Origin of the sequence: Streptomyces sp. NBC_00483 (assembly GCF_036013745.1) — a bacterium.
GTDB lineage: Bacteria > Actinomycetota > Actinomycetes > Streptomycetales > Streptomycetaceae > Streptomyces.
In genome coordinates, this window is the sequence record NZ_CP107880.1 from 1,090,315 (window position 1) to 1,108,707 (window position 18,393).

Annotated in this window: 15 protein-coding genes and 3 pseudogenes; 13 read left to right on the top strand and 5 right to left on the bottom strand. The window is 70.6% G+C overall.

What is annotated here, in order from left to right; genetic code table 11:
* Positions 1-80 precede the first annotated feature (80 nt).
* From OHA73_RS04660 to OHA73_RS04685, 6 genes are all read left to right on the top strand, one after another.
* Positions 81-890, top strand: a complete 810-nt coding sequence (locus OHA73_RS04660; RefSeq protein WP_266717096.1) for an IclR family transcriptional regulator — start codon at positions 81-83, stop codon at positions 888-890.
* Positions 891-1,063: 173 nt separating this feature from the next.
* Entirely contained in the window at positions 1,064-2,266 is a 1,203-nt protein-coding gene (locus tag OHA73_RS04665) for a CaiB/BaiF CoA transferase family protein (RefSeq protein WP_327654276.1), read from the top strand.
* Positions 2,263-3,099 (top strand): citryl-CoA lyase, encoded by an 837-nt coding sequence (locus OHA73_RS04670; RefSeq protein ID WP_327654277.1) that lies wholly within the window; start codon positions 2,263-2,265, stop codon positions 3,097-3,099. The genes OHA73_RS04665 and OHA73_RS04670 overlap by 4 nt, the downstream gene beginning before the upstream one ends.
* A 152-nt stretch (positions 3,100-3,251) precedes the next feature.
* A complete protein-coding gene (locus OHA73_RS04675) occupies positions 3,252-5,408 on the top strand; it encodes an outer membrane protein assembly factor BamB family protein (RefSeq protein WP_327654278.1) in 2,157 nt (718 codons plus the stop codon).
* Positions 5,409-5,452: 44 nt separating this feature from the next.
* Positions 5,453-6,442 carry a ThuA domain-containing protein gene (locus OHA73_RS04680; RefSeq protein WP_327654279.1) on the top strand — a complete coding sequence of 330 codons (990 nt, stop codon included), beginning with the start codon at positions 5,453-5,455 and terminating at the stop codon, positions 6,440-6,442.
* A gap of 387 nt (positions 6,443-6,829) precedes the next feature.
* A complete protein-coding gene (locus tag OHA73_RS04685) occupies positions 6,830-7,807 on the top strand; it encodes an aldo/keto reductase (protein ID WP_327654280.1) in 978 nt (325 codons plus the stop codon).
* Between the two features lie 387 nt (positions 7,808-8,194).
* Here the strand turns inward: OHA73_RS04685 and OHA73_RS04690 are convergent, their stop codons facing one another.
* The gene (locus OHA73_RS04690; protein ID WP_327654281.1) at positions 8,195-8,983 is read right to left on the bottom strand and encodes a carboxymuconolactone decarboxylase family protein; all 789 of its coding nucleotides are present in this window, start codon (positions 8,981-8,983) and stop codon (positions 8,195-8,197) included.
* A gap of 165 nt (positions 8,984-9,148) precedes the next feature.
* Positions 9,149-10,081 carry a helix-turn-helix transcriptional regulator gene (locus OHA73_RS04695; RefSeq protein WP_327654282.1) on the bottom strand — a complete coding sequence of 311 codons (933 nt, stop codon included), beginning with the start codon at positions 10,079-10,081 and terminating at the stop codon, positions 9,149-9,151.
* Positions 10,082-10,293: 212 nt separating this feature from the next.
* Here OHA73_RS04695 and OHA73_RS04700 point away from each other — a divergent pair, with 212 nt between their 5' ends.
* Together OHA73_RS04700 and OHA73_RS04705 are read left to right on the top strand one after the other, a co-directional pair.
* Positions 10,294-11,274, top strand: a complete 981-nt coding sequence (locus OHA73_RS04700) for an aldo/keto reductase (RefSeq protein WP_327654283.1) — start codon at positions 10,294-10,296, stop codon at positions 11,272-11,274.
* Positions 11,275-11,335: 61 nt separating this feature from the next.
* Positions 11,336-12,217 (top strand): aldo/keto reductase, encoded by an 882-nt coding sequence (locus tag OHA73_RS04705; protein ID WP_327654284.1) that lies wholly within the window; start codon positions 11,336-11,338, stop codon positions 12,215-12,217.
* Positions 12,218-12,269: 52 nt separating this feature from the next.
* Here OHA73_RS04705 and OHA73_RS04710 read toward each other — a convergent pair whose 3' ends face one another.
* The gene (locus tag OHA73_RS04710; protein ID WP_266717078.1) at positions 12,270-12,908 is read right to left on the bottom strand and encodes a restriction endonuclease; all 639 of its coding nucleotides are present in this window, start codon (positions 12,906-12,908) and stop codon (positions 12,270-12,272) included.
* Between the two features lie 383 nt (positions 12,909-13,291).
* Between OHA73_RS04710 and OHA73_RS04715 the strand changes: the two genes are divergently transcribed.
* On the top strand, positions 13,292-14,722 hold the full coding sequence (locus OHA73_RS04715; RefSeq protein ID WP_327654285.1) for an acetamidase/formamidase family protein: 1,431 nt from the start codon (positions 13,292-13,294) through the stop codon (positions 14,720-14,722).
* Positions 14,723-14,793: 71 nt separating this feature from the next.
* Entirely contained in the window at positions 14,794-16,092 is a 1,299-nt protein-coding gene (locus tag OHA73_RS04720; RefSeq protein WP_327654286.1) for an amidase family protein, read from the top strand.
* 97 nt (positions 16,093-16,189) lie between these two features.
* Here the strand turns inward: OHA73_RS04720 and OHA73_RS04725 are convergent.
* Positions 16,190-16,681: pseudogene (locus OHA73_RS04725) on the bottom strand (Lrp/AsnC family transcriptional regulator); the annotation flags it as partial.
* A 14-nt stretch (positions 16,682-16,695) separates the two neighbouring features.
* On the opposite strand from OHA73_RS04725, the pseudogene OHA73_RS04730 reads away from it, so the two are divergent.
* From OHA73_RS04730 to OHA73_RS04740, 3 genes and pseudogenes are all read left to right on the top strand, one after another.
* Positions 16,696-17,028, top strand: a pseudogene (locus OHA73_RS04730) (LLM class flavin-dependent oxidoreductase); the annotation flags it as partial.
* Positions 17,012-17,227 carry a hypothetical protein gene (locus OHA73_RS04735; protein WP_327654287.1) on the top strand — a complete coding sequence of 72 codons (216 nt, stop codon included), beginning with the start codon at positions 17,012-17,014 and terminating at the stop codon, positions 17,225-17,227. The pseudogene OHA73_RS04730 and the gene OHA73_RS04735, both read left to right, overlap by 17 nt.
* A gap of 108 nt (positions 17,228-17,335) precedes the next feature.
* Positions 17,336-17,731: a PPOX class F420-dependent oxidoreductase gene (locus OHA73_RS04740; RefSeq protein WP_266717068.1), complete on the top strand. Its 396-nt coding sequence runs from the start codon at positions 17,336-17,338 to the stop codon at positions 17,729-17,731.
* Positions 17,732-17,840: 109 nt separating this feature from the next.
* On the opposite strand, the pseudogene OHA73_RS04745 reads toward OHA73_RS04740, so the two are convergent.
* Positions 17,841-18,371, bottom strand: a pseudogene (locus OHA73_RS04745) (helix-turn-helix domain-containing protein); the annotation flags it as partial.
* Positions 18,372-18,393 lie beyond the last annotated feature (22 nt).

The following is an 18,393-nucleotide window of genomic DNA, read 5'->3' on the forward strand; positions in this document are numbered from 1 at the left end:
GAAGAATCAGTTGCGGAAGACCTCCGCGGATGGCATCCACCGGCGGCAGGCACGGACGACAGCGGACGGAAGGCGGTCCCATGGGCAGCACTGACAGCACAGGACCCGGGCAGGCGGCGGAAGCGACCGGCGTACGCAGTGTGCGCAGGGCCCTGGACATCCTGGGGTTGCTGACCGAGGATCAGCCGGCGGTCACCCTGCGGGAGATCGTCGACGCCACGGGGCTCGCCAAGACCACGGCGGTCCGCATGGTGCAGACCCTCGAACAGTGCGGCCTCCTCTGGGACACCCCTGCCGGATACACGGCGGGCCCCGGCCTGTGGCGCTGGGCGCACCTGGCGCACACGAGCTGGGAACTCCCGCGTGAGACGCGCAAGTTGATGCGTGAGCTCGCGGAGGAGCAGCAGGAGACGGTCAACCTGTTCATGCTGCGCGGGCTCAGCCGGGTGTGCGTGGCACAGCAGGAGAGCCCGCAGCCGCTGCGCCATGTGGTGCGGGTGGGCGACGAACTCCCGCTGTGGGCGGGGGCTTCGTCGAAGATCCTGCTTCGTTCGGCGCCCGAGAGCCTGCTGCGTCGTGTCGCCGTCGATTCGCCGCACGGCGAGGGGCACGCGCGGCAGCTGCGGGTGTGGGCGGACGTCGCGGTCGAGCAGGGGTTCGCCGTCAGCAGGGGCGAGCGCGACGAGGGGCTCACGGCGGTGGCGGTGCCGGTGCTCGGCCGTACCGGGACCGTCGTCGCGTCGCTGTCGCTCAGCGGCCCGAGCCACCGTTTTCCCGAGGCGACCGTCCAGCGGTTCGCCACCGCACTCGTCGAGGTCGCCCGGCAGATGTCGGAACAGGGCTTCGACCACCCGCTCAGTCCGGTCGGCCCGGCCGGCGGCAGGAAGTGACTCCAGCACCGACAGCAGGGAGTGACTCCAGCATCGCCAGCAGGAAGTGACTCCCACAGGGGACCCGTAACGGACCCGCAACTGCCGTGCGGGGACCGTGAGTCCACTCCAGAAACCGGTAAGTCCACCACGGAGCCGTGAACCCACTCAGGAACCGCAGAAGGAGCCGGTGCATGCCCGAACGACCGCTCTCAGGAATCCGCGTACTCGATCTCACGAACGTGCTCGCTGGACCGTACTGCAGTTACCACCTCATGCTGCTCGGCGCCGAGGTCGTCAAGATCGAGCAGCCCGGGAAGGGCGATCTGGCCCGTGCCCTCGGCCCCGATCCCGAGCTGAACCGCAGCGGGATCGGCGCCTCCTTCCTCGCCCAGAACGCCGGCAAACAGTCCCTCGCCCTCGACCTCAAGGACCCGGCCGACCGGGCCGACTTCGAGCAGCTGGTGCGCGGCGCGGATGTACTCCTCGACAACTTCCGGGCCGGGGTCCTCGCCCGTATGGGATACGACGGTGCCCGCCTCGACGCCCTCAACCCGCGCCTGGTCAGCTGCTCCATCACGGGCTTCGGGCAGTCGGGCCCGATGAGCGGCGCCCCCGCCTACGACCAGATCATCCAGGGCGTGTCGGGGATGATGAGCATCACCGGCACGACGGACACGGCCCCACTGCGCGTCGGCTTCCCCGTCTGCGACTCGCTCGGCGGCATGGGCGCGGCCCTCGCCATCAGCGCCGCTCTGCTCGGCCGCGAGCGGACCGGGCAGGGCGCGCACCTCGACGTCTCGATGCTGGAGGTATCGCTGTCCGCGATGGGCTGGGCCGTCTCCAACTACCTTGTCAGCGGCATCGATCCGGAACCGATGGGCGACCAGAACGCGACGGCCGCACCCTCCGGAACCTTCGAGACCGCCGACGGCGGCCTGAACATCGCGGCCAACCGCCAGGAACAGTTCGCCACGCTCTGCCGCCTCACCGGCCTCTCCCACCTGATCCACGACGCGCGCTTCGCGGAGCGCGAGGCCCGCAAGCTCCACCGGGCCGAGCTGAACGCCGAGTTGAACGCGGCGCTGTCGCAGAAGACCGCGCTGGAGTGGGAGGAGACACTCTCCGCCGCCGGTGTCCCCGCCGCGCGTGTCCTGACCGTGCCGGAGGCGGTGGAGCTCGAACAGCTCGCGCACCGCGGGTTCTTCACCGATCTCCCCTACCCGGACGGCTCCGACCGCACGCTGCGGGTCAGCGGCAACGGCGTCCTGGTGGACGGCGAGCCGCTGCCGCCGGCCTCCCCTCCCCCGCTGCTCGACCAGCACGGCGAGGAACGGGCGCGGCTCATCGCGCGCTGGCGCACCGACAGCCGCGCCACAGAGGCGCTGCGCTCATGACGGCCTCACCCCCTGAGGGGCAGGACCCGGACAGCCAGGTCGCCCAGTGGTGGGCCACGGCCGTCAGCCGTATCGAGCCGGGCATCATCGAACTGCGCGAGCACCCCGTGCAGGAGCTGATCGGACACACCACCTTCGTCGAGACCATCTGGCTGCTGCTGCGCGGCGAGCTCCCCCGCCCCGACCAGGCCCGCCTCCTCGAAGCGGCCCTCGTGGCGGGGGTCGACCACGGTCCGCAGGCACCCTCCATCGCGGCCGCCCGCATGGCGGCGACCTGTGGGGTCGGCCTCAACAGCGCGGTCGCGACCGGGGTGAACATGCTCGGGGACGTGCACGGCGGGGCGGGCCAGCAGTGCGTACAGCTGCTCACCGACATCGTCGAACTACACGCTCAGGGACGGGAGTTGGAGTCCGCCACGGCCGACGTGATCGCCGAGTGGCGTGCCCGTTCCCGCTATCTGCCGGGCTTCGGCCACCGCTTCCACCCCCACGATCCGCGCCGCGACCCGCTGCTCTCACTCGTGGACCGGGCGGTGGCGGACGGCACCGTCGAGGGCGCCTACCTCCGCGCGGCTTTGGCCGTGGAGTCGCACCTCAACCGGGGCCGCGAGGGCCGCAAGCCGGTCCCGATGAACATCGACGGCGCCACCGCCGTCATCTACGCCGAACTCGGCTTCGCCGCGCCGCTGGCGCGCGGCCTGTTCGTGCTCAGCCGCAGCGTCGGCATCCTGGCGCACGCCTGGGAGGAGACGGGGCAGGGGCGCCGCAACAAGAGTCCCATGCCGCCGTCGATGATCCCGGTCCACCTGGTGGTACCAACCTCACCTGCATAAACGGGAGTTGAGGAAGTTCGCGGCAACAACCCCCGCCCCAGGTATTGCCATGCCCGCACCCCCGTCCCTAACGTGACCCACCATCCCGCGAACCTACTGTGCGGAACTTTCGAACCATCTAGCGGACCTTGATCGAATCGAGGCACTGAACGATGGAAAGACGCACCTTCCTGCTGACCGCCGCCGCGAGCGGCGCGACCTCGCTCCCCGCACTCGCCGGCACCGCCGAGGCGGCCCCGAAGCCCGCCGGCCTCGCGCTCCCCGTCCCCGCGCAGCCCGCCACCCTGGGCGTCGCCGCGCGTGACTGGCCCAAGGTCGGCGGCAACTTCGGCAATCAGAACCACTCCACCCTCACCGCCATCACCCCGGGCAACGTGAAGAAGCTCGGCGGCGCCTGGCACATCAATCTGGAGGGCGGCTCCACCAGCGCGTACCAGCAGTGCACGATCGTCGTGCAGAAGGGCGTGCTGTACGTCGAGACGACACAGCAGAACGTCTTCGCCGTCGACGGGCGCACCGGCAAGGTGCTGTGGAAGACGAACCTCGGCACCGAGACCACCAACATGCGCGGCGTCGCCGTCGCCGAGGGCAAGGTCTTCACCATCTCGGGCGCCAACATCGTCTACGCCCTCGACCAGAAGACCGGCGCGGTCCTCTGGCAGAAGAAGCTGATCGTCGAGGACAACGGCGGCGACGACGGCTGCGACATCAACAGTGGCCAGTGCGGCGGCAACAGCGGCGGACTCGCCGGCGCGGTCGTGCACCACGACGGCAGGATCTACGTCGGCACCGAGGGCTCGACGGCCGGCGCGCGCGGCCGCGGTTACGCACTGGACGCGAAGACCGGCGACGTCGTGTGGACCTTCTGGGGGCCGCCGGGACCGGGCGAGTACGGCCACGACACCTGGGAGGGCGACTCCTGGAAGACCGGCGGCGCCGTGCCCTGGATCCACCCGGCCGTCGACCCCGAACTCGGCCTGGTCTACTGGACATTCGGCAACCCATACCCCCGCACCGACGGCTCCTCGCGCGGCGGAGACAACCTCTTCGCCAACTCGATCGTCGCGATCGACGCGAAGACCGGGAAGCGGCGCTGGCACTTCCAGTCGGTGCACCACGACATCTGGGACGCCGACAACGTCATGGCGCCGGTCCTCGCCGACCTCCTCGTCGACGGCAAGAAGCGGCAGGTCGTCGTCTACGGCTCCAAGACCTGCTGGTTCTACATCCTCGACCGGCGCACCGGCGAGGCGCTGCACGGCATGGAGGAACGCAAGGTCCCTCAGCACACCCTCCAGAAGACATCACCGACGCAGCCGTTCCCCGGCGGGGAGCCGTTCACCGACCCGTTCCCCCGCTTCGACAAGCCGACGAAGCCGGTGCCGTTCTACCCGGCGGGCGGCCTGTACTCGGTGTTCTGGGACCGGGCCACCATCATCTTCCCCGGCGCGGGCGGCGGCGGTGACTGGGGTTTCCCGTCCTTCAGCCCGAAGACCGGATACGTCTACATCGGCTACGGCCTGGTCAACTCCTCGTACTCCAATACGCGCGGCGGAAGGGTCAACACCGCCCGCCCGCTTGGTGAGTTGTTCGGCGGCGGCCTGGTCGCCATGGACCCGCGGACGAACACGGTCGCCTGGCGCAAGGAGGGCGACTGGTCCCTCGCGCACGGCAACGGCATCCTCACCACGGCGGGCCGCGTCCTCTTCCAGGGCCGCCCCGACGGCGTACTCGAAGCGATGGACGACACCGACGGCTCGACGCTGTGGACGTGGCAGTGCGGCGCCGGGGTCAACACCATCCCCGTCTCGTACGAGATCGACGGCGAACAGTACGTCGCCGTCCTCGCCGGCGGCAACGGACTGCCGTTCCCCGACATCCCGCGCGGCGACCACCTGTGGGCGTTCAAGATCGGCGGCAAGGTGGGGCAGGCACCGGCACCCACACCGCCCTCCCGCCGCAACCAGATCCGCACCGCGGCGGTCACCGGCGAGACGGCCAAGAACACGGTCGTCCTCGGCCGCGTCTGGGACACCAAGACCAACGCACCGGGTACGACGGAGAACACGGTCGCGCAGAACGCCATGGCACCCCAGCACCTCACCGTTCCCGTCGGCACGGAAGTCACCTTCACCAACCCCGCCGACAATCAACAGGCGCACGGCGCCGCCGCGTTCTTCGACGCCGAATTCGACACGGCGCTACTGATGCCGGGCCAGTCGGCCAAGCACACCTTCACCGAGGCGGGCGAGTACTTCTACAACGACCCGGCCTTCCCGCAGTCCACGGGCAAGATCGTCGTCAAGTGAGAGTTCCGAGAGTTCCGAGAGTTTCCATGGGAGGTCCGACCGATATGACGGCAAGACCCCGCACCCCGATGACCCTGCTCGCGGCGGCACTCGCGACCGCTCTCGTGGCCCTCGCGGCCTTCCTCGGCGCAGCCCACGGCCAGACCCGCGACACCAAACCGGGTGCCACCGGAGCCCAAGAACTCGGCGACCCCGACTACGGCGTCTGCCGCGGCACAAGCCCCAAGTGCTACCACGACTGGGGCAACTTCACCCCGGCCACCGACGGCTACAAGGTCCTCCTCTACACCCGCACCGCCGGCCCCCGCCACGCCAACCTCGGCCCGGCCCTCGGCAGCGGCCTCAACCCGACGCTCGGCGACGCGAACGTCGTCCAGAAGGCGCTCGTCGCCATGGGCCAGAAGAACAACTTCACGGTCGACTGGACGGAGGACGTCACCCAACTGGCCACGCCCTCCCGCCTGTTCAACTACAACGCGGTCATCTTCTACTCCACCAGCCGCGACACCCTGGACGACGCGGCGCAGACCTCGCTGCGCCAGTACGTGCGCGGAGGCGGCGGCTTCGTCGGCATCCACAACGCCTTCGGTACGGAATACAACTGGCCTTGGTACGAGGGCCTGTTGGGCAACGCCAACTTCTACGACCACGGCCCGAACCAGCCCGGCACGGTCGTCACCGAGAACCACCGCGACACTTCAACCAAGGACCTCCCGGCACGCTGGAACTTCACGGACGAGTGGTACAACCTCGTCCCGGCTCCCACCCGCGTACGCCTCCTGGCCACGGTCGACGAGTCCACCCTCGCCGAAGGCGCGACCGGCAACCAGGGCCACCCCGGCCACGGAAAGTCCCACCCGGTGGCCTGGTGCCAGTACTACGACGGCGGCCGCGCCTGGCTCACCACCCTGGGCCACGACGCCAAGGACTTCACCTCGGACGGCTCCTTCCCGGGAGCCGAACAGTTCCAGAAGCTGATCCTGGGCGGCATCGAGGGGGCCATGGGCAAGGAGCCGTTCTGCCGGGCGGGGTGAGTCACGGCCCCTGGTCAGGCCGGGCAGGGTGAGCAGCGGGAACCCGGCCGTGAAGGGGCGGGGCGGCCGTCTCGCCGTCACCCGCACAACCGCGGTACCGTCCACCGCCGCATCGACCGATCGGCCGCTCCGTGAGGGGCCCTGCCATTCCCCCTAACAGCTCGGCCCCCCATAAAGCCCCACAGGCGCGATGACACAGGTGACGCGGTCGTAGGCTGCCAGCGAGAGGTACGGCCGCAGGGTTCCTCCCGGGTCGGGTCACGGACGGCGCACGTCGACGTGCCCGGCACCGCCTCGCCGCGCGCCGCGTCGGGCTCCCGACGAGCGGCGGCCGGGCGACCGGACCAGAGTGGAACCGGCCCGAATGCGATGGAGCGGAGAGCACTGATGCACAACATCCACCTGCGCGATCTGGAAGTTTCCCGGATCGGTCTCGGCGCGATGGGCATGTCCCAGGCCTACACCGGCGCCGGGAAGGACGACGCGGAGTCGATCCGCACCGTGCACCGCGCCCTGGAACTTGGCGTCACCTTCATCGACACCGCCGAGATCTACGGCCCTTACACGAACGAGGAACTGCTCGGCCGCGCCCTGAAGGGACGACGCGACGAGGTCGTCCTCGCGACGAAGTTCGGCATGGTCTCGCACGACGGCGCGGGCCCCGGCAACCTCGACTCGAGCCCGGCCAACATCCGCACCGCCGTCGAGGGCTCCCTCACCCGCCTCGGCACGGACCACATCGACCTGTACTACCAGCACCGCGTCGACCCGAACGTTCCCATCGAGGAAACGGCGGGCGCGGTGGGCGAGTTGATCGCCGAGGGCAAGGTCCGCGCGTTCGGACTGTCCGAGGCCGGGCCCGACACCATCCGCCGGGCCAACGCCGTGACGCCGGTCAGCGCCCTCCAGTCCGAGTACTCCCTGTTCACCCGCGACCCGGAGGCCCACGTCCTGCCGACGCTGCGCGAACTGGGCATCGGCTTCGTCCCGTTCTCCCCGCTCGGCCGCGGCTTCCTCACCGGCACGATCCGCTCCATCGAGGGCTTCGACAAGGACGACTTCCGGCGCGACAACCCGCGCTTCACCGGCGACAACTTCGCGCACAACCTGCGCCTGGCCGACGAGGTCAAGGAGATCGCCGCCGAGGCCGACGCCACCCCGGCCCAGGTCGCCATCGCCTGGCTGCTCGCGCAGGGCGACGACATCGCCCCCATCCCCGGCACCAAGCGCGTCACCCGCCTCGAGGAGAACGCCGCCGCCGACACCGTGCGGCTCTCCACCGCCCAGTTGGAGCGCCTGACGAACCTCCCGCCGGCGGCCGGTGACACGCACACCGAAGCCCAGATGAAGATGATGGAACGCTGACACCACCGCGCCCTGCACCGTGCCTCCCTCTGGAGAACACCTGAGCAGGAGCCCTCTGGCGATGAACTCGCCCACCCCGCCCAGCAGGCCGCAGCTGCGCGGCCTGCTGGCCGGAGCGGCGGTGGCGACTGTGGCGACGTCCAGTGCCTGCTCGTCCTCGAACCCCACTCCGAAGGCAGGTCGACGACGGCGAGACCGTTCGCCGGGTCGAGCATGGCCAGGAACGCGTGGGCCGGGTTGTCCAGAGCGGCTCGGATCAGGGTGATCGAGCCGGTCAGGTTGGTGGTGATCAGGTGGTCCACCTGCGCGTCGGTCGCTCCAGAAGCCGGCTGGACAGCGCGTGCCCGAAGCCGCTGTTGACGCCGGTGATGAGCCAGGTGCGAGAGGTCATGCGTGGTCTTCCTCAGAGGTCGCGGGAGCGATGTCGTCGACCGCGCGCAGGGCGTTGAGGGTGCGCGGGTAGCCGATGAACGGCAGCAGCGCGGTGAGTACGGCGATCAGGGTCGCCCGGTCGTTGCCCACATGGAGGTTGGCGCCCACGTGGCCACGGACCTGCGGGTCCGCCCCGCCCAGCGCGGCCAGCAGCGCGAACGTCAACAGTTCGCGGGTGGGGACGTCCAGGCCGGTGCGGGTGTAGTGGTCGCCGAAGCAGTTGGCGCTCAGCAACTCCTGGATGTGCTGCTCGTCGGCGGGCGCGTTCGCGTACATGGTGTCGACCGTGGTGTCACCCACGATCTGCTTCTGGACGGCGAGACCGTCGGCGCCCCGTGTCCCGGGGATGGTCGTGGACTGACCGGCCAGGGGCAGTTCCACACCCCGCTCGGTCAGCACGTCGTTCGTGGCGTGCAGGAAGTCGAAGACCCGGGCCATGCCGACGTACGGCACCGCCTGGTACACGACCTCCTTGGCCTCCACCGGGGTCACACCGACGGTGAGTGCCGCGCCCAGCATGACGCGGTACTCGGACACCGCGCCGACCGCGATCATCGCCGCGAGCTGCATCGCCAGGCGTGTGCGTTCCGGCAGGTCGGGGGTGTGTCGCAGCACCTCGTCGAAGGCGAAGTTGTCGAAGTACGCGATCAGCTCCGGGTCGGTCACCGCGAGCGTCGAGACATGGCCGGGGAACAGCCGCTCGTGCGCGGACCGTGCGGCATCGTTGGGCTTTCGGGCCGTCATGGCCGCACCAACTCCTTCAGAGTGTCGATGGTGTCCCTCCGGCAGTGGCCGCTGACCATGTTTCGCATGTCAGGGGTGCCTCTTGGGACGCGCGTTCACCGCCCATCAGACCTCGGAACGGCGCCCGGCGGCAGGCCCTGTCGTTCGGGGTACTGTCAGTCCCCCTCAAATTCCGCCGGTCGTTCGGCGGCCTCGGGCTGTGCGAGGAACCCGCACACCAACGGCGGGCTCCGGGGGTGCGGTCATGTCGAGCAGAAGCACGGCGTCGTAGTCGGGGGTGCCCGGCTCGGCCAGGTACACGCCGAGCTGTTGACCAGGGGTGCCGTTCAGCGGCATGGACTGGGAAGTGAGCGTGAGGGTGCCGACCTGTGGGTGGTGAATGGTCTTGTGGCCGGCCTTGCCGCCACTGACCTCGTAGCGCTCCCAGAGTTTGGCGAAGTCCGGGCTTTTGAGGAGGAGTTCACCGACGAGACTGGTGAGGTCGGGGGCGTCGGGCGCGGTGCCCGCCTGGGCGCGCAGTTCGGCGATGCAACCGCGGACCTGGCGGTCCCAGTCGGGCAGCACTGCTTGGGCGTCGGGGTGCAGGAAGAGATACCGGGCGAGGTTGCGCTGCTTGTGCGGCCAGTCGGCCATGCCCGCGTACAGGGCGAGGCCGCCGGGGTTCCAGGCGAGCAGGTCCATGTTGCGGCTGACGATGTACGCCGGGTCGGGACGCAGCGACTCCAGCAGCAGCCTGAGGTGGGGGCGCACGGTGCGGCTCGGTGCCGGCGGCGGCTGGGGCGCGTAGCGGGCGGCGCGGGCAGCCAGCTCACGTAGGTGCTGCTGCTCGGCGTCGTCGAGCTGAAGGGCGCGGGCGAGCGCGTCGAGGACCGAGGGACTGGGACGGGTCTCCTTGCCCCGTTCCAGACGTACGTAGTACGCGATGCTGATCCCGGCCAGGGCGGCCAGCTCCTCCCGGCGCAGGCCAGGGGTGCGGCGCAGGCCGGCCCCCGCAGTGAAACCGACCTGTTCCGGGCTGGTCGCGGTGCGGCGTGCACGCAGGAACCGACCCAGCTCCGCGCCCTCGCTCGCACCGCTGGGGGTGTGTTCATGTGCCATTTCTCCAGTCTCGCCCCGGACCGGCCGACTCGGCGGTGCGGTGGGGGTCCCTGTCATTACCCCCAAGATCCCGGTCTGCCACCGGGACGAGATCTCGCCGAAGGTGGTTGTGCGGCACGGCTCCGGCAGCCGCAGCAGTAGCGATCGCCTGACGGTCACCCGTGGACGGGCAGGCCGCGCACGCAGGCAGAACAAACCTTGGAGCAAGAACCATGAAGCACACCACGCTCGGAGATCTCGAGGTCTCCCGGATCGGTCTGGGCGCCATGCCGATGAGCGACGCCCTCTACACGGGGGCCGGCAAGGACGAGGCGGAGTCGATCCGCACCCTGCACCGGGCGCTGGAGATGGGCGTCAACTTCGTCGACACCGCCGAGGTGTACGGCATGTACACCAATGAGGAAGTCGTCGGCAGGGGCCTCAAGGGGCGCCGTGAGCAGGCGGTGGTGGCCACCAAGTTCGGCTTCATCTCCTACTCGGGCCGCGGCGAGGGCGCCCTCGACTCCAGCCCCGAGAGCATCCGTATCGCGGTGGAAGGCTCCCTGAAGCGGCTCGGCACCGAGTACATCGACCTGTACTACCAGCACCGCCTGGACCCGGCCACGCCCATCGAGGAGACCGTGGGCACGCTGGCGGAGCTGATCCAGGAAGGCAAGATCCGCGCCTACGGGCTCTCCGAGGTCGCGGCCGGCACGGTCCGCCGGGCCCACGCGGTCCACCCGGTGGCGGCACTGCAGACCGAGTACTCGCTGTGGGAGCGCCCCGCCGAGACCGAGCTGCTGCCCCTGACCCGGGAGCTGGGCATCGGCTTCGTGCCATGGGCCCCGCTGGGCCACGGCATGCTCACCGGCAAGATCCGCTCGACCGAGAGTTTCAGCGCGGAGGACTTCCGCACCACCAACCCTCGTTTCACCGGCGAGAACTTCCGGGCCAACCTGCGCATCGTCGACGAGGTCGAGGCCATCGCCGCCGAGGTCGGTGCCACGCCGGCGCAGATCTCCCTGGCCTGGCTGCTCGCCCAGGGCGACCACATCGTCCCGATCCCCGGCATCGAGAAGGTCGCCTACCTGGAGGAGAACGCCGGCGCCGACGCCATCGAGCTCAGCCCGGAGCAGCTGGCCAAGCTCGACGGGCTCACCCCGCCGGCGGGCGACCGGCTCACCGAGGACTACCTGAAGGTCATCGAGAGCTGACCGGGGTCCCGCCCCGCGTCTCCCGGCCTCCCGCACCACCTCGCACACACAAGGACCCCTCATGTCTGCAAAGTCCCCCCTCATCACGCTGAACAACGGCGTCGCCATGCCCGCCCTGGGCCTGGGCGTGTACCAGAGCACCCCCGAAGAGACCGTCCCCGCCGTGGAGACGGCGCTCACCAACGGCTATCGGCTCATCGACACCGCGGCCGCGTACGGCAACGAGAAGGAGGTCGGCGAGGGCATCCGCCGCTCCGGCGTCGACCGCTCGGAGGTGTTCGTCACCACCAAGCTGTGGCTGACCGACTACGGGTACGACTCCACCCTGCGCGCCTTCGACACCAGCCTGGCCAACCTGGGCCTGGACCACCTCGACCTGTACCTGCTGCACTGGCCGGTCCCCTCCGACCTGGACGCCACCGTCGCCTCCTACCGGGCGGCCGAGAAGCTCCTGGCCGACGGCCGGGTACGGGCCATCGGTGTGTGCAACAGCAGTCCGGCCCACCTGGCGGGCCTGATGGAGCGGACCGAGATCGTCCCGGCGGTCAACCAGGTCGAGCTGCACCCGTACTTCACCCAGCGGGACGTCCGCGACTTCGACGCCGAGCACGGCATCGTCACCCAGACCTGGTCCCCGATCGGCGGCGTGAACCGCTACTTCACCGACACGCCGAGCGCCGCCACCGACCCGCTGCGCGACGAGGCCGTCACCACTCTCGCCGAGAAGTACGGCAAGACCGCGGCCCAGGTCGTCCTGCGCTGGCACCTCGAACGCGGCTTCTCGCCGATCCCCAAGTCCGTCAAGGCGCACCGCATCGTGGAGAACATCGACGTCTTCGACTTCTCCCTCACCCCGGACGAGGTCGCGGCCATCGACGCCCTGGACACCGGGGTCCGCGGCGGACCCGACCCCGAGCAGGTCGGGCTGCGCTCCTTCTCATGAGCCCGCCCGGGGGGCGCCGCACCGATCCGGAACCGGCGCCCCCGTCCACCCGCTACCGTCCGTAGGTCTTCTTCCATCGCGACCGGTGCCGACGGTTGCCCTGACCGCCACCGTTGACGGCAACCAAGGACGTCAGAGCCGCCCCGCTGTTCCACAGGCCGAGATGGTCCCGATGGACGGCAAGAATGTCGTTGTCGACGGCGAACCTCTCGGACGGCCCGGTAAACCGGGTAGTGGTCACGAAGACAGCGACATCGGCCTTGAAATGCGTCCGAGCGCCGAGCAGGTCGCGCAGCTCGCGGCTGGGGATACTGGCGGCCGGGGCGTAGCGCTTGCACTGGATCACCATCGAGCGGCCGTCCGGCAGTCGGCCCACGACGTCCGCACCGTTGTCCCCGCTGCCGCCGACCCGACGGACCTCGGTGCAGCCGTCGCGTCGACACAGGCCGGCGACCAGGTCCTCGAACTGAGTGCCGGTCATCACGTCCACCTCGGCGAGCGTGCGACGGCCGGACCTGACCGCCTCGTTCCGACGCCAGGCCCTGTCTCCGCTTCGCAGCAGCCGGTCGGTGCGCCACAGCCACCACCCCGTACCACCCAGCACCACGGCAGCCACCAGGACGGTGACATAGACCCAAATGTGCTCCCAGTACACCAGCACGAGGATCATCAGGACCAGACCGGTCGCCACCGTAGCCCTCAGTCGGACGGCCCGCCGGTTCCGCGCCGCGGAGCGGTGTCGTCTGCGTCGGACCATGACTCCGCCCCCCCCTACGGCAGTTCCCTTCCCGCAGTGTCCTCAGCGCACTTGGGCGCGGAAAGGCCGCCAATCAGCCACACCGTGAGGCGAAGACCCAAGCACCGCGCGGGCTCGCATGAGTGACTCCGCACCCACCCCGACCAACAGGACCTCGGGACTCGACACATCACTGCGACGCCCTCCCGCGCGTTACGCCCAGGAAACCGGACGCGCCCCCTCCCGGTAACAGGCGCTGCATAGGAAAGGCACATCACCCGCGCACGCCACGTGTCACCACGTGACATGTGTATACCGCGATACGACGAGGGGTCTTGATGTCACACGAGCCGCGTATACCGAACCACCTTCCCGGTGCGCCCACCGCCGAGGCCACTGAACTCCCTGCGGTGTACGAGGCGTTGGCGTCCCGGCTCGGGCGGCGCGGCATGTTGCGCATCGCGGCGGGACTCGGTGCGGCCGGTGGAATGGTGGCCGTGGGCTCGCATGCCGCTGCGGCGGCGGCATCGCGGCCCGCCGCCGTCTCCCGACCTGGGCGCGTCCTGCAGCCCGGCAAGGGGCCCATCCACGGTCAGCACTATCTGCGTGCCACGCCCGACACCGTCCGCTGGGGCTACGTGCCCGCCCGCGACGCCGAACCCGTGCTGCGCATGCGGTCCGGCGAGACGCTGACCGTGGATGCCGTCTCGCACGAAGGGCTGCTCGAGGACCAGGGGCGCGACCCGGTCGCCTGGTTCGAGGAGCACGGTGTCGGGGAGGAACAGGTGTTGCGGGACGCGGTCGATCTCGCCCGCGACTACACACGTACGCCCCGCTCGTTCGACACCGACGGCCCGCACGTCGTCCTGGGCCCGGTGCATGTGGCGGGCGCCGAGCCCGGTGACGTACTGAAGGTTGAGACACTGTCACTGCTGCCGCGCGTACCTTACGGCGTCGTGTCGAGCCGGCACGGCAAGGGCGCCCTGGCGCGTGCCCGGGACGGCGGCGCCCCCGACGGCATCGCGCTCGACGAGGTCATGCCGCCCGTCGCCGCGGACGGCCGGGCATCCTCCAAGAACCCCGAACAGTACGGAAACGTCTCGGTGTTCACCCCGATCCGCACCGGCGGCGGGAGCGGGGACGGGCACGGCGTGCTGCCCCTCGACGGGCCCGGCGAGGTCACCTTCCCGCTCAACCCGCACATGGGCCTGATGGGCACCGCGTACGCCGACGCCGACTCACTCACCGACCCGCTCCTGAACTCGATCCCGCCCACCCTCGGCGGCGGCAACATCGACATCCGCCACCTCGGGTCCGGGTCCGCCTTCTACCTCCCCGTGCACGCCGAGGGTGCCCTCTTCCACACCGGCGACCCGCACTTCGCGATGGGCAACGGCGAGGTGGCGCTGACCGCGCTCGAGGGGTCGCTGCGCACGACGTTCCGGCTCACCGTCTGCAAGCCCGGCTCCGGCCACGCCCCTTCGGTCGCGTACCACTACCCGTTCGGGGAGACCGACGAGGCGTGGCTGCCGATCGGTCTTTCCGATCCGGACGGCGCGGCCGGGGACAAGGGCCAACTCTCGGACCTGGACGTCGCGATGCGCCGCGCGGTCGTCAACGCGCTCGACTTCCTGCAGTCCGACCTCGGCATGAGCCGCCCGGTCGCGTACGCGTATCTGTCGGCGGCGGCCGACTTCGAGGTGTCCCAGGTGGTCGACCGGACGACCGGGGTGCACGCGGTCATCAGGAAGCAGGACTTCGGGCGGTAGCCCCTCTCCTCCATTCAACCGCTTTCTCTCAACACCGCACGGCCACCCACCAGTTAGGGAGTTTTGTACGCATGCAGGCAGTGAATCGACGGGGTTTCCTCACTCTCGCGGCCGCGGCGGGCGCCGGTGCGGTGCTGCCGCTCGGTGCACGCCCCGCCTCCGCGGCACCCAGGCCCGGAACCCACGACCCCACCGTGTGGCGGGAGTTCGGTGACCCGCTGGTGGCCGCGACCGGGCACGGCCCGCTGTCCGGGCTCCGTGTCGCCGTCAAGGATCTGTTCGCCGTCGAGGGGCACCGGGTGGGCGCGGGCAATCCCGCGTGGCTCGCCGAGAGTCGGCCACAGGCCGTGACCGCCGCGGCGGTCGCCGCCCTGCTCGCGGCGGGCGCGGACGTCGCGGGCATCGCCCGCACCGACGAGTTCGCGTACAGCCTGGCAGGCACCAACGGCCACTACGGTACGCCGCCCAACCCCGCGGCCCCCGACCGTATTTCGGGCGGATCGACCTCCGGGCCCGCCAGCGCCGTCGCCCTCGGACAAGCCGACATCGGCCTCGGCACCGACACCGGCGGCTCGATCCGGATCCCCTCCTCCTACCAGGGCCTGTACGGCATCCGCCCGAGCCACGGCGCGGTGTCCACCGCGGGACTGCTGCCGCTCGCGCCGTCCTTCGACACGGTCGGCTGGATCGCCCGCGACGCGGGTACGCTGCGCGCGGCGGGCCGGGTCCTGCTCCCCCGCGCCGAGGGGCCCATGCCCTCGGGTGCGGTGCTTGCCCAGGACATCGTCGACGTGGCCTCGACTGAGGTATCCGCCTCCGTGCGACGGGCGGTGGCCGGCTGGCGTCGCGCCGCGGATCTGCCGCGGCTGCGTACCGTACGGTTCGACGCGAGTGTGCTGCCCGGGTGGGTGCGCGCCTTCCAGACCAAGCAGGGCGTGGAAGCGTGGCGTCAGTGGGGCCCGTGGGTGTCTCGCCACTGGGACTCGCTCAACCCCGATGTCCGGGCGCGCTTCGAAACCGCGTCCGCCTACACCTCCGCCGACCTGGCCGCCGCCGAGCGCGTGCTGCGCGAGGCCCGGGGCCGCGTCGACGACCTGCTCGGCGACCGGATCCTGCTCCTGCCGTCCGCGTCCTCCGTGGCCCCCACCCGGGAAGAGGCCTCCATCGGCGGTCCCGCCATCGAGGAAACCAGGGCCCAGACCTTCCAACTCACCTGTCTGGCAGGCCTGACGGGGCGCTGCGCCGTCAGCATTCCCATCCGCAGCCGCACCGCTCCGGTGGGCCTCTGCCTCGTGGGGCCGCGGGGCAGCGACCGGCATCTGCTGGATTTGGCGGTGCGGGTGGCGGCGGCCGGGGTCGCCTCCCGGTAAGAGTCGCTCGCCGCGCTGGTCCCGGCCTGGCGAGAATCGCTCCCCGCACCGGTCTCGGCCCGGCGAGAATCGCTCGCCGCGCCGGCCCCGCCCACCTTCACAGCAGCCCCGGCGGATGGAACTCCCCCAGGCCCGACCCGCGGTCCCGGTCCAGCCAGTAGCAGCGCGGCTCGGTGAGCATGACGTCCACGCCGGCCTTCACGATGCCCGGCACCTCCGCCAGTTCGTGGTCGATGAACGCCGCCAGAGCGACCCGGTCGGCCACGAGCCCGGTGCACAGCACGGACAGGTCGCCCGCGACGTGGGCGGTGAGCCGGGTCTGGGGCAGCCGGTCGATGCGGCCCATCACGTCGGACGTCGAACCGGGGGCGACGCGCAGACGCAGCAGGAACGGGGTGTCGAACCCCAGCCATTGCGAGACCGTCTCGAGCCGCGGCTGGACCCAGCGTTCGTCCAGGACCCGGCGGACGACGCGGTGTGCCGTGGAGTTGGCCAGGCCCGCGGCCCGGCCGTCCCGCATCAGATGGTCGACCACGGTGCGTTCGGACTCGCTGAGCGGCTTGCCGGGCGGAGTCGCGGTCGCGGTGCCCTCGGGGTGGACGCCGGTTGGGCACCCTGCTGACCGCGGCCACCTTCCGCCACCCGGGGCTGCTCGCCACCACGGTGGCCACGGTCGACGAGATGAGCGGCGGCCGCGTCGAACTCGGTCTCGGTGCGGGCTGGTACGCACGCGAACACGAGGCGTTCGGCATTCCCTTCCCGCCGCTCGCCGAACGCTTCGACCGGCTCGAGGAGCAACTCACCGTCATCCGCGGCCTGTGGGACAGCGCCCCGTTCTCCCACGACGGCACGCACTACCGCCTCACCGACAACCGCACCCCGCCCCGGCCCACCCACCGCATCCCGGTGATCGTCGGCGGTGCAGGCCCACGCCGAGACCGACCGCCGGTCCTCGGTCGCAACCTCCGCCTTCCTGCGGGAAGCGGCGGTGGTCGGCATCCCGGACACCGTCGTCCAGCACATCCACCGCCTGGCGCAGGGCAGCGCGGACACCGTGTATCTGCACCTCTACGACGCCGGGGACCTGGCACACCTGCTCCTGCTCGGCGCAGAGGAGCTTCCGCATCTGCCATGACGATGCGGCGCGCCGGCGCCGGAGTTGATGCACCCCTGCCCCGTAGCGGACCGGGCGGCAGTGTTTGATGGCTGGGCGTTCCCGTGCCACACGTGAAAGGTGCCCGAAATGCCACTGCCGAGTGAACTGGCCGCCGCCCTGGACGGGCCGGCCATCTGTTTCCTGACGACGCTGATGCCGGACGGTTCGCCTCAGATCACCCAGACCTGGGTGGACAGGGACGGGGACCAGGTGGTCATCAACACGGTGACCACCCATCAGAAAATGCGGAACATCCGCCGCGACCCCCGCGTCGCCGTCGGCATCGCGGACCCGGCAGATCCTTCTCGGTACTGGGCGGTGCGCGGCCGCGTCGTGACGTCCACGACCGAGGGTGCGGAAGCACACATCGACAAGGTGGCGCACAAGTACCTGGGCGGGCCCTATCCCTGGTTCGGCGGCCGCGACCAGGAACGCGTCCTGCTGACCATCAGCGCCGACACGGTGCACTCTCCGCGGGGCTGACCGACGTCGCGGCAGGGGTCCGCCCAGCCGCCGTACGGGCGGCGGGCGGACACTCGATCCGATCAACTCCCGGACCGCAAACGGTCAACTCTGGCTGGAGAACGTCCTGTTACTCGCCGGCCGTCGTCGCCTGCCACGCGCCCGGGCGTTGGCCTGTGGCCCTGCGGAAGAAGACCGAGAAGTTGGATGCGTCGGGGAAGCCGAGTGTGTCCGCGCAGCGGGCGGCGCTGAGCCGGTCGTGTGCGAGGAGCCGTTTGGCTTCCAGGACGATCCGTTCGACGATGTACGCCTTCGCGGTGCGGCCGGTGGCCTGCTGCACCGCTCGGGAGAGGGTGCGGGGCGCGTATCCCAGGGCGCGGGCGTAGTAGCCGGCGTCGTGGTGTTCCCGGAAGTGCGCTTCGACGCTGGAGCGGAACAGCCGGAACACCGGATGTGTGGACCGCGCTTCGGCGTGCGGTGGGCGCAGCCGCGCGATGAGCGCGGAGAGCAGGATTCCGGGCAGCTCCGTCGAGAAGTCACCGGGCGGGGCGGATGCTTCGAGGAGCAGATGGCTGCGCGCCGTGTCGACGAACGGCCAGTCGGTGTCGGGGATGCTCCAGTGCGCGGCCAGATCCGGGGACGCGACCAGCTCCCGGGTGGCGTCAGCCGGGGAACGGCCCGAC